We start from the raw sequence: 14,465 nt of genomic DNA, 5'->3' as shown, positions 1-14,465 counted from the left end.
CGAACCGGGCTGGTGTGCCGGGCGTCTGCTGCCGCAACCGTGGTGCCTGACGCACCCGTCCGGGAGCTGGTATCGGCGCGCTCGCACGTGGTGTGCGGGAGCGGCACACGGTGTGCGCCTGTACGCCCTGTTGCCGTTTGGCGACAGGCAGTACTGTCGTGCTTCCCCGTCGGTGCGCAGGAGGTACCCGTGGGCCAGGAGACGAGCGACTTAGGCGCGATCTTCCGCAGTGCACGCCATGCTTTACGGCTGAAGCAGGTTGATGTCGCCCGAGCTGTCGGCTACTCCCCGTCTGCGATCTCGCGGATCGAGGGCAACCGGATGCGCGTGGACCTCGACACCCGCCTGCGCCTGGCCCAGGTGCTCCGCATCCCCCCTGAGCGGGTCAGCGGGTTCCCTGTCCCTGCGGGCCCGGTGATCGATACCGTGGTGAACGTACCGATGCCGAACGAGGAGGACGCGATGCGTCGCAGGACACTGCTGGGGGCGCTCGCTGCCGGGGCGTCGGCTGTCGTCGGCACGGGCACGGCTGCGGCCTCGCCCGCTGCGGCCGTGGACCTCGACGACGTGCTGTTCCGGCTCCCGAGCGCCGACCCCGCGCCGCTCCAGGCACTGGCCGCCAAGACAGCCTCCGCGCGCCAGGCGTTCACCGCCGCCCGCTACAACGACCTCGGAAACTCGCTGCCCGGCCTGCTGGCCGCCGCCGAGGCGACCAGGGAATCGGCCGCCGGACGAGCCCGCCAGCAGGCCAATGCCGTCCTCGCCCGCGCCTATGTCCTGGCCTCCGAACTCGCCGCGAAGCAGCACTCCGACGCCGCGTGGGTCGCTGCCGACCGCGCTCTGGCCGCCGCACGGGCCAGCGGGATGCCCATCCCCGTCGGAGAAGCCGCCCGCGTACTGGCCATCACCATGCGGCGGTCCGGGAACTGCTCCTCAGCCGTCCGCTTCCTCGCCACCGAGGCGGCCGCGCTCGACCCCGCCCATGAGCGCACGGGAGCCGTGCGGACCACGCTGTTGCTCACGGCGGCGTACTCGGCGGCTGCCGGCGGCGACCGGGCAACCGCGCTCACTTTGCTCGACGAAGCTGATGAGACCGTCGAGCGCCGCCCGCAGGCACCCGGCGGGCTGTTCACCGTCGACGCCACCAAGACCCAGGCCGCCGTTTACCGCATCGGCGTTCACAACACCCTCGGCACCCCGGACGAGGGCGTGGAGATCGCACGGAGCCTGAACATCGGCCTCATGCCTACCGCCGAACGCCGCGCCCGGGCCTGGACCGACACGGCCCGTATGTGGCACACGCTCGGCAACAGCCAGCAGGCCTTCGCCGCGCTGTCCCATGTCGAGCAGGAGGCGGCCCAAGAGGTGCGCCGGCCGGCACTGCGGGCCCTGACATCAAGCCTGCTCTACAGCCCGGCGCGCGTGCAGGGCCTGCGGGAATTCGCTGTCCGCACGGGAGCCGTGCCCGCATAGCGGCCTGGCTCCGCCCCGGCGCCGGGGAGCTGGTCCGGTGCCCGGTCACGGCGACGGGGCAAACCACGCCTGAGGCTCGTCTTTCTCGACCAGCCCGATGAGCTCCCGCATCCGCTCACTCATCGGCGGCAGGGCGTCCAGCGCGAACCAGCCGACCTCCACCGACTCGTCGTCACAGACCCGGGGCTCCTGACCCGGGTCCGCTGGGCGGCAGGCGAACACGAGTTCCAGGTACTGCGCCCGGTCCCCGTTGCCGTGCCTAACCGGCGGGGAAGACGTCACCGCCGCAAGGCGTTCCACCACCACCCGGACCCCGGTCTCCTCCGCCACCTCCCGCGCTACCCCGGCGGCCGGAGCCTCTCCGGGTTCCAGGATCCCGCTCAACGGCGTCCACAGACCAGCAGCGGACCGGCGCTGCAGGAGCACCTGCCCGTGCTCGTCGAGGACCACCCCGACCACCCCCGGGAGCCACAGCAGGCAGTCGGGACCGACCGCTTTCCGTAGATCTGACACAAAATCAGGAATCATGCCCTCACCCTAGGGCGAGGAGCGGACTGCCGGCGGGCTTTCAGAACACTTCTCCCCCGGCGCCCGCGCCCCGACGCTCACACCGCCCGGCCTCCACCGCGCACGGAACGCGCCTGAACAGCGGTTCTCCCCAGCATCACCGGACCCGCGGGGGCTCCGCCGTGCTGTATCCGTGCCTGGCAATATGCGGCGAGCTCGACCACCCTGGCCTCCGGCCCCGTCCGGATGGCTCCTGGTTTGAATACCCGCTGGAGGTCCCGCAGAGCGGTGACGTGGTCGTACGGCGGACGGCCGCCGCTGGGGTCGGCGAGCTGGAGCGGCTGCTGGGCCTCGTGTGACCAGCACGTGAGCCGGCGGGGCTGGGTGTTAGACGACACTCAGCATGGTGATGAAGCGGGGTGACGGCGACACTCTTGTTGTGCACAGGCCGTGTCGGTGTCTGGGTTCTGATGATTGCTTCGTGTGCGACGACACCGTGAGCACGAAGAGCCCCGCATAGTCGGCAGGGGGCCACTGGCCACGTGGCTCCATCCTCAGAGAATCAGTTTGTGGAGTCCCATTCGTCTGAGGTCATTGGCCTGGCGTCTGGGTAACACCGTTGGATCTCACTCAGCACCCACGCGTCGGCTGTGCGGACATCCCAGCTGGAACTGTCGAACTCCCTCAGGGTCAGCACGAGGTCGTTGCCCGAGTAGCCCTCGAAGTCGCCATCGACCGCCTGCAGATGGACGTCCATGGCCAGCAGCTCAAGGGTGGGTACTCCGGTGCCCGCTGATGCCTCCATCATCCGGGCGAACGCCGGGTGTGGATCCTCGTCGATCATCTCGGCCTTCCATGTCAGCCCGAGTCCGTAACTTCCCAGTCGGACCAGAAGCTCGGCCAGGGTGACGTACCGGCGGTCAGCCGGGCGGCCCGGGTGAAGAGCGTCGTCCCGCCAGGCCGCAAAGGTGACCATCTGCATGGTGGATGGCGTTTGAGTCATTGGCTCAGCAACCTGCTTCGATCTCGGAGAATCGCTACTTCCAGCTCTTCCATTGTCCGAGCTCGCACCATCCAGACGAAGCGGATTATGCATCGACCTGGTCCGTGGGAGCACAGCAGGCGAAACAGGGCAGACAGGTGCTCGGGCGAGCATGACTGGTGGTCCGTTTGGAGAGGTTCCAGCTGATCGTTGCAGGTCAGGTGGAGGTGTCGGTGCTGGTTGTCGACTCGGACGGGCTGTTGGTGGAGCGTCAGCTTCGGCGAGGTCAGCTGTCTTGTCCGGGCTGTGGGGCGGTTCTGGCCCCGTGGGGTCATGGCCGGGCCCGGGAGATCCGGGGCGACCTGGGGGCCCGGCTGTTTCTGCGGCCACGCCGTACGCGCTGCTCGGGTTGCAAGGTCACGCACGTGCTACTGGCGGAGGCACTCTGGCCGCGGCGGGCAGATGCGGCCGTTGTAATCGGGGCCGGACTGGAGATAGCCGCTCTGGGCATGGGCCACCGCCAGATCGCCGCCCACTTGGGCCTGGCCGAGGGCACGGTCCGTGGGTGGCTGCGGGCGTTCGCCGGACGGTCGGAGGCAGTACGCCGGCACTTCACCGTCGCTCTGGTCGCGCTCGCGGACGACCCGGTGATGCCGGATGCAGCGGCTTCGACGTTCGCCGACGCCGTTTCGGCGGTTGCGGCCGCCCATCGGGCGGCCGCAACGAGGTGGCCGCACATGCTCACGGTGTCGCGGTGGGAGTTCGCTGGGAGGGCGATAGGCGGGAGGCTGCTGACCTCGTCTTCTATCGCTATTTGATCAACACGGGTCGCCCCTGGGCGGGATCGGAGGGTGCCGGAAGTCTTGATCGTGTCCGCCGGGATGCGGCGGGCTCTGTTCGAGACGTGAGGTGGGTTGCCTATGTCACCGAGTGAGGACGAGGACCGTCGGCGGGCGGAGCGGGCCCGGCAGGTGGGCCTGTTCCGCTACGGCCTGATCCAGGATCTGATCGACACGAAGCTCACGACACGCCAGCGCGGGAAACTCGCCCGCGAACTGGCCGCGAAGGAGCACACCGACCCATTCGGCCGGCAGGTGCGGGTCGCCCGCGGCACGCTGGACCGCTGGGCCCGCCACTACCGCGCGGGCGGGTTTCCCGCGCTGGTGCCGGCCCCGCGGCAGGTCACCCCGCGGACACCGGTGGAGGTGCTGGACCTGGCGGCCGCGCTGAAGAAGGAGAACCCCGCCCGCACCGCGGCCCAGATTCAGCGGATCCTGCGGACCACGCAGGGCTGGTCGCCGACCGACCGGACACTGCAGCGGCACTTCGCCGGTGCCGGCCTGACCGGCGCCGGCGGCGGTGAGAAGAGTGTGTTCGGCCGGTTCGAGGCCACCCGGGGCAACGAGCTGTGGACCGGGGACGCCTTGCACGGGCCGAAGATCGGCGGTCGCAAGACGTACTTGTTCGCGTTCATCGACGACCACAGCCGGGCGATCGTGGGCCATCGGTTCGGGTTCGCCGAGGACACCGTCCGGCTTGCCGCCGCCCTGCGGCCGGCGCTTTCTGCCCGCGGGGTCCCCGAGTCGATCTACGTCGACAACGGGTCGGCGTTCGTGGATACGTGGCTCTTGCGGGCGTGCGCGTCTCTGGCCGTTCGGCTCACGCACTCCAAGCCGGGACGGCCTCAGGGCAGGGGGAAGATCGAACGGTTCTTCCGCACGGTCCGTGACCAGTTCCTGGTCGAGCTCGATGACGAACGCGTTGGTCAGATTGAGCATCTCACCGAGCTGAACAGGCTTTTCACGGCGTGGGTGGAGACGGTCTATCACCGCACGGTGCATTCGGAGACGGGGCAGCCTCCGATCGAACGTTGGCTGGGTTCGATTCCCCGGCCTCTTCCGCTGCCCAGCCCCGCTGATCTTCGGGAGGCGTTTCTGTGGTCGGAGTTCCGGACCGTGACGAAGACCGCGACGGTCAGCCTGCACGGCAACACCTACGAGGTCGACCCGATGCTGGTCGGGATGAAGGTCGAGCTGGTCTTCGACCCGTTCGACCTGACCGAGATCGAGGTGAGGACCTCGGGCAAGAGCGCGGGCAAGGCGGTCCCGCACCGGGTGGGCCGGCATACCCATCCGAAGGCGAGGCCGGAGACACCGTCGGAGCCGGCCCCGCCGACTGGAATCGACTACCTGAAGATCCTCGACGAGAAGCACACGGCGAACACCGCCAAGGGCATCAACTACTCGTCCCTGATGGACGACGGGCGGGGACCGCGATGATCGACCGCGTTCAGGGGTACTTCGGGTTCACCCGTGTCCCCTTCGGCCGGAACCTGGCCCCCTCGATGCTTCATCAGCACCATTCCCACCGGGAGGCCGCGGCCCGCATCGCGTGGTGCATCAACAACCGGGCGATCGGCGTGGTCACCGGCGAGGTCGGATCCGGAAAGACCGTCGCCCTCAAGGGTGCCGTCGCCTCGCTGGATCCGGCCCGGTTCACGGTGATCTACCAGCCCAATCCCGAGGTCGGCATGCGCGGGCTCTATGACCGGATCGTCACCAGCCTGGGCGGGACCCCCAAGTTCCACCTGGCCGCTCTCGCCACCCAGGCGTCCGCCGCGCTGGCCGCGGAGGTCGACGAACGGGGCAGGACGCCGGCCGTGGTGATCGACGAGTCGCACCTGCTCGACCACCAGGAGCTGGACGCGATCCGCATGCTCACCAACTACGACATGGACTCCACCACGCCGTTCGCGGTGTTGCTGATCGGCCAGCCCACCCTGCGCAAGAGGATGAAGCACGGCGTCCTGGCGGCCCTGGACCAGCGGATCTCGATCAGCTATCAGATGCCCACGATGACGAGGGAGGAGACCTCCAGCTACATCAAGCACCACCTCACGATCGCCGGGCGAGAGGACACGCTGTTCTCCGACGACGCCGTCGAACTGATCCATCTCACCAGCCGCGGGCTGCCCCGCTCGGTCAACAACATCGCCTGGCAGTCCCTCATCGCAGCCTTCACCGAGGAGAAGGGAATCGTCGACGAGTCCTCCACCCGGACCGCCATCACCGAGACACACGCGACAGAGTGAGCACGAAGCCGACACCATGTTCACGACGACCCCGGCGGCCTGACGGCCGCCGGGGTCGTTTCATCCCATTCCATCGACAACCAGCACGTCGCCCTCATGCTCATCTCCAGCGTCGCTCAACACCGTTCGTACGACACCGGGCAGGTCTACGGCGCCATACGCCAGCTCGCTCGTCCGCTACGGCTGGCGGACCCAACGTAGTACATCATCAGGAGTACGGCCCCGACGGCCAGCAGCCGGAGGCCCGTCTGTCCCGGGCCATCCGTCCCAGCGTCGTGGGCCAGCCCGGCACTCTGACGGCCTTCGCCGTCCGCTCCCAAGCCCCGGCCGCGCCCAAATCCTCTCGGGACTCACCGGTGAGTTCATACGAGGCACCCGGGCGGGTCACCGGTGAGTTCGCACAGGCGCTGGTGAGGTCACCAGGCAAGTCACTGGCAGCCGCAGGAGTATCGGTCAGTTCACCAGCGGCCGGTGAGTTCCTTGGCAGATGGGCGCTCTGGCCTGGGGCGGAAGGTTTGCAGAGTCACCGGCGAGTCACCACTCGGGCTATACGAGCCTGGCCGCATTGGGGACCGCCAGAAGCGCGGCGAGTCCGTGGCCGGCCAAGCCACCGCGTGTCATAGCCCTTCCCGCCCGCATTACAGCCCCAGCGTCCTGTCCCACATCCCACTGCGGCTTGGTCCGGTCACGCCTCGACGGCGGGTACCGTGCGGCTCTGAGGGACCGGTGGGCAGCCTTCTTCCTCGATCACGCTCACCGGCAGCAGGAGTTCTCCCGTCCCACCGGGTTCGCCGGGGTCCGCTTCGCGCGAGCCAGGCCGAGCGCCTGCACTTGGGTGCCCAGCCGGAGCGGCCCGTGTGCCAGGTGCGGATCTCCTCGCGTATGGGAAGGCGCTCCGGCATCGCCCTTGCGCGTCGTGCAGGGCCGCGCGTCAGGCGCGGTAAAGGGGCTGAGCGTCCGTCCTGCCGCCGGATTTCCCCCGGCTGCAGACTCTGGTGACCTACCTGCGCGGCGAACTCAGCCGCACGGGGACAGGCCCTCGCCGCCGCAGGATAGAGCGAGGCCGCCACCGCCCGCGAACAGCCCGCCGCCCGAGACAGGGTTGCGACCGAGGCCGGAACACCCCCGCAGGCGCGGGGTCCACGGTTTCTCCCTGACGGACGATCCCTGGCTGCTCGGACCATCCCCGCGGGCGCGGGGTCCGCACTTCCTGAGCTAGGACTCTACCGGCAAGGCGGCTGTTCTCATTCAGTTAGTTTCTCGTGATCCCCGCCATGACAGCCAGACCACTGAGCTGCAACTGCATTGCCCTGGACGGAACCACCATCGGCTGCAGCACGCCAAGGCCCAAAGCCCGAGTTCCTGCGTGAACACCACCATCACCGTCTGCTGAACCTCGCGCCAGGGCCCTCTCCCCCGCAACTACCCCTTCGCTGGCCTCGGGCCCCTGAACGTCTTTTAGGTTTGGCTGATATGGAACTGGCCGAGAACGTCAGAGGATGTTCCACCGCAGGGCGCGATCATGGCAACGGAGTCCTTCTACCCGCCGCTCGACCTCCTGAAGGCTGGTGGGAGCGTCTGAAACCTTCCGAGCGTTTGTCGTGATCATGCGTAGTTCCCGGATCGCGGCCAACGTCTGGTACCCGGACCACCGCGTGACATCCCACCCGTACGTGTTTGCGAAGGCTTCGTAGTGCTGCGACCCGTGGCCGAAACGCCTGCAGTGGACCTCCACCGTGACGAGATCCCACTCCGGCTGTCCGATTGCAACTGTGTCCCAGTCGCAGAGGACGGCTCCGCCGCTGGCGGTGTGCAGAGCGTTGCGGTGTTGTGGATCTCCCTGGATAACACCCTCCGGCAGCTCGAACTGCACGACATGGAGCGCTGACTCAAGTTGCTCGGTGCTGCCGTTCAGGAACGCGAGCGCTTCGTCGGACAGGCATGTGATCGACTTGAGGGACCGTCGGATTGCCGCGAGGTTGTCATGCGCCGGCAGGGCCTCAGGCGAAGCCGGCAGCGTGTGGAGCGAGTACAGCGGCTTGGCCAGCTGGGCCGCCGGCACTGGGTCGGACGGCTGAGGCAGATACTCCCAGAACGTGAGAGCGTGCTGGCCGACGCCCACTGGCTGGTCGACCGGGTGGAGGGAGACGGTGGGAAAGCCAGCATCCATCAGCCAGCGAACGAACCGGACGGTACGAGCTACGTCGTCTATGCGTGATCCCTTTCGGGCGATCTTGACGACGACATGCTCTTTTACAAGGTGGATAACCGCGTTGGTGTGGCCGCGGAGCAGGCGAGCCTCGGAGGAATCGAGGCCGACGGCCGCACACCCGCGCTTCAGGACCTGGTGCATCTCGAATTCGTCGAACCCGCCAGGGGCCAGCGCAGCTTGTGTCATGGGTCAAGGCTCGCCGACGATCCGGTCCGCTGTCACATGTGTCCGGAAGGAAGCGCAAGGATCTCGCGCAATTCGTGCACCGCGCGGCTGGCCTCCGCACCCGGGGGAAGTGCCCCGATGACTTCGCGGGCCCGCTCTTCCACGATCGGAGTGCGGTGCTCGGTAGCGACCCGCAGGAGGGTGTCACCAGCTAGCTGACAGGCTTCCCTGAAGCTGTGCTCCTGAGCCAGGCAGAGTGCTGTCTCAAGATTGAGCAGAGCGGGGTCGATGCCGGTTCTTGACGGGTATAGGCGGATGGCCTCCTCCTGGACACGACGTGCCCAGCTCGTGTGGCCGAGGGCGGTCAAGGTGCCGCTCTCGTAGAGTCTGAATCGGCGCTCAGGGAACCCAAAGGCTTCGTTGTCGCCAGAGCCACCCGCTCCGCTCTGTTCGAACGCGACAGTTGCGTATCGGAGTGCGGACTCGGCTCCCTCTGCGTCTCCGAGCTTGGCCAGAGCGCGTGCTTCGGCTGCCGAAGCGAGTGCCGCTGTGGCGCTGGGACGGCCGCGGCTGATGATCCTGGCTTCCCGGGCAAGGGCAACCGCCGCTTCCAGGGGGCCGTAGTAGAAGGGAAGCATGGCAGCCTGTGCCCGTACTCGGGCGCGGAGCTCCGTGTTGCCGCTGTCGTCCGCAGCGTGCCTTGCTGTGGCGTACCACGACCGGGACCGGGGAAGGTACCCGAGCTTCATCAAGGCGTCAGCGACAAGGGTCGCCAGTATTGCGGTCAGCTCGGACAGGCGAACCTGTACGGCCGCCGGCTGCCTGTCTGCGGCGAGGCTCTCAACTTCCTCAAGTTGGTCGAGGAGCACCTTGACCATGGGCGCTGGAGGTGTGTAGACGTACTGCTCTCGTGCCCACATCACCTGTTCGTCGAGCAGGTCGAGCTGATTCGAATTCACGGTTCCAGCCGCGAGTGTGCGGTCGACCGAGCGCCGCACAGCATCGACCTGCCGCTCCAGGGATTCGTCGACGATCTCAGCACGCGGAGCAGCAGGCCAGGGCAGAGCGCGTTCCGCAAGGACCATGGTGGAAGGTACCGAGGCAGGTACGGCCGCCTCTGCGCTCTCGAAGCCCAGGTCCTCGGGGCGCAGACCGCCGTAGTAGTGGCACAACAGCACAAGCGTGGCCGGTCGTGGTTGCCTGTCTGTCTCCCAGTGCCCCAGCTGATCGGCGTCAACCCGAGGAGCACCCTTGTGCCCCGCGGTGAGTGCGTTCAGTCCTTCCGCTGCTTCCTTCAGCGTCAGCCCACGTGCGAGGCGGTGGGCGCGCAGGAGGGACACAGAGCAGTGGGCGTGAATCGTAAAGGCAATCTGGCTGCACGACTCGCCATGTGTGGTGGCCTCCTGACGTAACCGCTTCGCACAGGATGGGCCGTGTGGTGTGCGGTCCACCAGTACCTCCTCAACCGGGCTCGCTCATCAAAATCGTAGTGACAACTCGTCGACTCTGTGTCAAGAACAGTGACTTCCGTGGGGGTCAGTGAACAGGTCACTGACCCCCACGATGTGAAGTTGCGGTTCAGTAAACGGATCACTCACCCCAACGATGTGAGGTTGCGGATCAGTGAACCGTCACTGTTGCTCGGCACCGTCTTCAGGCGAATCCTTCCTATCTCGGAAGCCCAACAAGCTGCCCGACAGCCGGCGAACCTGACACCCCGACTGGCGGGCTCGCGGCGGACGCCACCCCACCAGACGGCTTCGGTGCCCAGGAGGGGCGATGTCTGTCGCCACCCAGACAGGGAGGAGGACACGTTGACACGGTTGTCGAGTCGGCAGTTCCTGGCAGTACTGGTACACGGTGACGGCGTCGACCGAGTCGCCGTCGAGTTCGAGAGCCAGCGCAGTAACGTGGGTGAGGCTCGCCGTTTCGTCCGACAGCGGCTCGTGGCTTGGGGGCTGGATGAAGACGACGCTCTCATTGACCGAGTTGTCCTCGTCCTGAGCGAGTTGGTCACCAACGCCGTTGTCCACGGACGAACTCGGCCGTCGAATGAGAGCGAGGCCGTTGGCGTCGCGCTCGCCTTCAAGCCGAACTTCGCCTTCGGGCTCATGGTGACCGACAACTCCAGCAGCTACCCGATCCCGACGATCCGCCCGTCTGCGGGTGCCATCCGGGGACGGGGTCTGGTTCTTGTCAACGCCCATTCCGACTGCTGGACCTCAGCACCACGCAAGGAGGGGATTGCCCGGGGAAGGCCGTGTGGGCCTTCTTCCATTGCGCACAGCCAACGTGACCCGAGGCCTCCGTCAATGGCTGGGCCTCGTCGCATTGATGCTGACGACAACCGCCGCGGGCACGATCACCCTGGCCACCTAGCCAGTCGACACCGTTCCGGATGGACCACGAGCCGAAGAGCAGCCCTGCCAAGGGGCCAGTGCCACGGCCCCCCCCCCAGCCCCACCCCCAGCATTTTCGCGGCCACCAGAAGCCCGCCCCCGCCGGTGCTCGCCGCGCCCTCCGCCTGGTGCCGCCCTCAGCACCCGCAGGCAGCTGTCCCCCACTCCCTACGCGACCAGCGAGAACCCCCATGTGTAACCACGCGTCGCCGTGCCCGGCAGCTGACCGCGATACCACCCTCACCGCCACCCGCAGCCGTCTGCCACGGCGACGCAGTGACGCCCCCCGAAAGGAACCCCGACATGAGCACGGCCAGCCCGAAGGATCGCGCGTTACGGCGCTACCTGGCCGAGCAGTGGAGTGATGTCCCGGACCAGGTCACGACGGAACTGCCACAGCCTGGAACCGCACCAACTGCGGAAACTGCTCTGCAGCCTCGTTGGAGCCGGCATCACCGTCAGGGTGATCGCAGACCGCTCCCCCACCGAGCACGTGGTCGCCTTCAGTCGCCTGGACGACCAGGGCGCTGCCACTCATCGGGAGGCAAGTATGACCACCGCGGCCGACAACATCCGGGAACGGAGACCCGAGAACGCCATGCATATCCACGACATTTCGATGCAAGCCGCGACATCGGCTCGCCTCTACGACCATTTCGCGGGCGGCTGCGAAGCCTACGCTATCGATCGGGACCTCGCCGCCAGGGCGACGGCCGTCGCTCCCTGGCTCTCCTGGAGCGCCCACACCGCACGCGAGTACGCCCACACTGCGGTTTCCCGGATCCTGGACGACACCGACATCCGCCAGTTCCTCGACCTGGGCTGTGGGCTGCCAGCCGCGGACGGCCGACCCCTCGTCGAGCTGGTCAGTAAGACCACCCAACCCGGCCCAGGTCGGTCCCCGCAGTACCGTTATGTGGCGGTGGACCACGACCCGATGGTCATCGCACACGTGAAATGTTGGGCCGCGGAAACGTCGGGGGACGCGGCCGTGTTGCTCGACATCACCAACGCCAACGCGCTGCTGGACACTTTGCAGGTGTTCGACGGGCGGCCGGTTGCCGTACTGCTACACCAGGTCCTCGAATGGATCCCGGACGACAAGGCCGTCGCGAGCCTCCTGGCCAAGATCCGGGAATGGCTGCCCGCCGGAAGTGCACTGTCCATCGTCCACGCCACGGCCGATGCCCAACCGGAACAGACTGCGCAGCTCGTCGCCACCCTCGCCGCTGCCGGCCTTGGCTTCCGGCCCCGGAGCCGCGAGGAAATCGCCGACCTGTTCGACGGCTTCACCCATCTAGCGCCGGGCCTCAGCGAGACCCACTCCTGGCACTCCCGGCGGGCGACCCTGCCGAAGGGCTATTCGTCCGGGTATGCGGGCATCGCAATCAAGCCCGCCGACGGCCCGGCTGGCTGCAGCGTCGACGCCCTCTGACGGACCGCTTGCATCCGTCCCAGCAGCACGCACCGTTCCCGCCGCGCCCCTCACCAAGTAGAGACGGTCAATGAACACCGCACACCTCATCCACCGAGCCGCCCCCCTCACCAGAATCAGGCCGTTCCATCCCGACTGGGTTCCCGCTGGCGGACACATCCCTCTCCGCACGGGCATCTACTTCGATGTCGTGACCATCCGAAGTGAGCTTGGAAAGCAGATTGCCGACAGGCTCATCCAACTCTTCGACTGCCACCCTGGCGGGATCTACCAGCGAGCGTCCGGCTCAGGGGCCGTCTACTTCGTCACCCCGCCGAGCAGCGTAGACCAGTTCACATGGCCGCGGGGCGCCCTCCACTGCGGAGCCGAAAGATCGGAACTGGTGGAGGTACCTGCACTCGACTCCGCACCGGATCCGTGGTCGTGGCTGTCGCTCCCCACCCGCCGCCGCGAGTTCGTGGACTGCGCAAGGCTCCACGACTTGGTTGCCCGTTCCCGCGACACGGTAGCCGCTCTGGGACCCGCTCGCCGGACTCGGCAGTCAGGCCGGTAGCCAGTGCAACGACCGGCTTCGGCTGCCCGAGACGGACCGGATGTTCGCCTGCGTACGCGTACACCAGACAACCCTGACATCGGGATTGGCCGGTGCCATTGCCGAACGAGTGAAGGATGGAGAGGCTGTGGCCTCGATGGACAACCCAGGAGTTCGGACGATGCCACAAGCCCCCTCGCCCCTCGCACGCAGCCTCCACGGATCAGCACCACCGGAAAGCACGCCTCTCGCGCCCCGCTCTTGGAGGAGGTCGCACATCTGTCACGCAAGACCCTGAAGGTGGTGCTGCTCGCGCTGCGCTCGGGCGGGTGGTACTGGTCCGCAGGGCCCGACACCCCGACCGGGACCAGTTCGCCTTGGTGGGCCGGCGGCTGGAGCCGGCGGAGTGGCTCGACGAGGCGCCCTGCCGCGGCCATCCCAGACGCTGGGTAGCGGGGTGGGCGTCCAGGACCTCAAACTCAGTGGCCTCCTGCACTACCGCAGCGAGCGGGGCACGGGCCGCCTGTCCGCCGTCTTCGCCAAGCAGCGTTGGTCCGGAGAGCCCCGCAACACAGTACCCCGCGAGTGCAGCGAGGTGGTGTGGGCAGACCCCAGCGGGCCGCCGGCTGACTGCCTCGGCAAGACCTCGACAGCGAGATTCCGAGGCGTTGGGTACCTGTCGGCCGATAGATCGCCCGCACAAGTCCTGGTGCCTGGTTCTGGGCCGTGACCGGCGGCTTCGGGGACTGGACAGTCGACTCGGAGACCAGCCGGTCGCACCTCACCCTGAACGCGGACTACCCGCGGCCGGGCACTACGTGCGCCTGGACGACGGGCGTCATGAGGCCGACCTCAGCCGGTAGCATTGTCTCTCCGCGCATCAGATGCAGTTGGCGGGGGGGGTGGACCGTCGGTACAGCCGTTAGCGCTAAGGATTGATCTTGAACGGTGGCGGGGGCTCCGTCGCACGCCACCACCACGCTCACCTGCTCGCCGCCATCGTCGAACTCGGCGGTGAGCTGGCGCTCCCAGCTACCCGTAACGGGCGCCTCAGGGGCGCGGTCATCCCAGAAGGCTGCGCGGTCAGCGCCGGCCGCCGCCGATGCGGCGGTCGTCGGCCAGTGCGGTCAGCGGGCCGAACTCGCAGGCAAGCTGGTTCCACGTCAGAACCTCGCCACAGCGGGCCGGGAACTCCTTCGGATTGAACTCGGGCATGGTCCAGGTGCCAGTGCCCCGGTCCCGCAGCCACAGGTCCCCGTCACCGTCGACCACAGTCGGCGGGACCGGTACGGGCTCGGCCTGATCGGTGGGCTCCCAGGTGACCCGGCCCGGGTGGGAAACGCGGCGCAGCTCGGTGGTGGCCAGCCGCGCGGCCAAGTCACGGGTGGACTCTTCGGCGTCCTTGACCGACGCGAGTCGGAATGCGTCGTCAAGTACGGGCAGGGCTGGATTCTTGCTGCGCTTTGAACTCATACGCCGACTACCTCCGGTAGGGGGCGTCACATCCGTTATGGCACCCCGTAGAGGAACACGGTATCCGAGGCGGGAGCCGGGCCGGCTCCGACCACTGTCCAGGTGGAGGCGCTGGCACACCGGGCGGCGAGCTCGGCGAAGATCGGCTCCAGGTCGGGTCGAGGAACCGGCGTACCGGTACGCGTCACCGAGGTTG

10 protein-coding genes and 1 pseudogene are annotated in these 14,465 nt (G+C 67.7%); 6 read left to right on the top strand and 5 right to left on the bottom strand.

Going from position 1 to position 14,465, the window contains the following annotated elements; all coding sequences use genetic code 11:
• Positions 1-189 precede the first annotated feature (189 nt).
• Positions 190-1,473 carry a helix-turn-helix domain-containing protein gene (locus tag IE248_RS31010; RefSeq protein WP_229895647.1) on the top strand — a complete coding sequence of 428 codons (1,284 nt, stop codon included), beginning with the start codon at positions 190-192 and terminating at the stop codon, positions 1,471-1,473.
• Between the two features lie 45 nt (positions 1,474-1,518).
• On the opposite strand, the gene IE248_RS31005 is transcribed toward IE248_RS31010, so the two are convergent.
• Entirely contained in the window at positions 1,519-2,001 is a 483-nt protein-coding gene (locus tag IE248_RS31005) for an NUDIX hydrolase (protein WP_008736377.1), read from the bottom strand.
• A gap of 541 nt (positions 2,002-2,542) precedes the next feature.
• The gene (locus IE248_RS31000) at positions 2,543-2,962 is read right to left on the bottom strand and encodes a hypothetical protein (RefSeq protein ID WP_229895646.1); all 420 of its coding nucleotides are present in this window, start codon (positions 2,960-2,962) and stop codon (positions 2,543-2,545) included.
• 179 nt (positions 2,963-3,141) lie between these two features.
• On the opposite strand from IE248_RS31000, the gene IE248_RS30995 reads away from it, so the two are divergent.
• From IE248_RS30995 to IE248_RS30985, 3 genes are all read left to right on the top strand, one after another.
• The gene (locus IE248_RS30995) at positions 3,142-3,780 is read left to right on the top strand and encodes a DUF6431 domain-containing protein (RefSeq protein WP_308438196.1); all 639 of its coding nucleotides are present in this window, start codon (positions 3,142-3,144) and stop codon (positions 3,778-3,780) included.
• Positions 3,781-3,882: 102 nt separating this feature from the next.
• Positions 3,883-5,241: a DDE-type integrase/transposase/recombinase gene (locus tag IE248_RS30990; RefSeq protein ID WP_190032341.1), complete on the top strand. Its 1,359-nt coding sequence runs from the start codon at positions 3,883-3,885 to the stop codon at positions 5,239-5,241.
• Complete coding sequence (locus tag IE248_RS30985) at positions 5,238-6,053, top strand: ExeA family protein (RefSeq protein WP_190032340.1); 816 nt, start codon at positions 5,238-5,240, stop codon at positions 6,051-6,053. Before IE248_RS30990 ends, IE248_RS30985 begins: the two co-directional genes overlap by 4 nt.
• A gap of 1,492 nt (positions 6,054-7,545) precedes the next feature.
• On the opposite strand, the gene IE248_RS30980 is transcribed toward IE248_RS30985, so the two are convergent.
• Together IE248_RS30980 and IE248_RS30975 are read right to left on the bottom strand one after the other, a co-directional pair.
• Positions 7,546-8,451 carry a phosphotransferase family protein gene (locus tag IE248_RS30980; protein ID WP_008736371.1) on the bottom strand — a complete coding sequence of 302 codons (906 nt, stop codon included), beginning with the start codon at positions 8,449-8,451 and terminating at the stop codon, positions 7,546-7,548.
• Positions 8,452-8,483: 32 nt separating this feature from the next.
• A complete protein-coding gene (locus tag IE248_RS30975) occupies positions 8,484-9,881 on the bottom strand; it encodes a helix-turn-helix domain-containing protein (protein WP_073799252.1) in 1,398 nt (465 codons plus the stop codon).
• A 57-nt stretch (positions 9,882-9,938) separates the two neighbouring features.
• On the opposite strand from IE248_RS30975, the pseudogene IE248_RS38475 reads away from it, so the two are divergent.
• Positions 9,939-10,631 (top strand): annotated as a pseudogene (locus IE248_RS38475) (ATP-binding protein); the annotation flags it as partial.
• Between the two features lie 748 nt (positions 10,632-11,379).
• Positions 11,380-12,264, top strand: a complete 885-nt coding sequence (locus tag IE248_RS30965; RefSeq protein ID WP_158074339.1) for an SAM-dependent methyltransferase — start codon at positions 11,380-11,382, stop codon at positions 12,262-12,264.
• A gap of 1,615 nt (positions 12,265-13,879) precedes the next feature.
• Here the strand turns inward: IE248_RS30965 and IE248_RS30960 are convergent.
• A complete protein-coding gene (locus IE248_RS30960) occupies positions 13,880-14,269 on the bottom strand; it encodes a hypothetical protein (RefSeq protein WP_073797238.1) in 390 nt (129 codons plus the stop codon).
• Between the last annotated feature and the right edge of the window lie 196 nt (positions 14,270-14,465).

It is taken from the genome of Streptomyces goshikiensis (assembly GCF_014650555.1).
Lineage (GTDB): Bacteria > Actinomycetota > Actinomycetes > Streptomycetales > Streptomycetaceae > Streptomyces > Streptomyces goshikiensis.
Note: the sequence above shows the minus strand (reverse complement) of the source record. Positions and strands in the feature narration are given on the sequence as shown.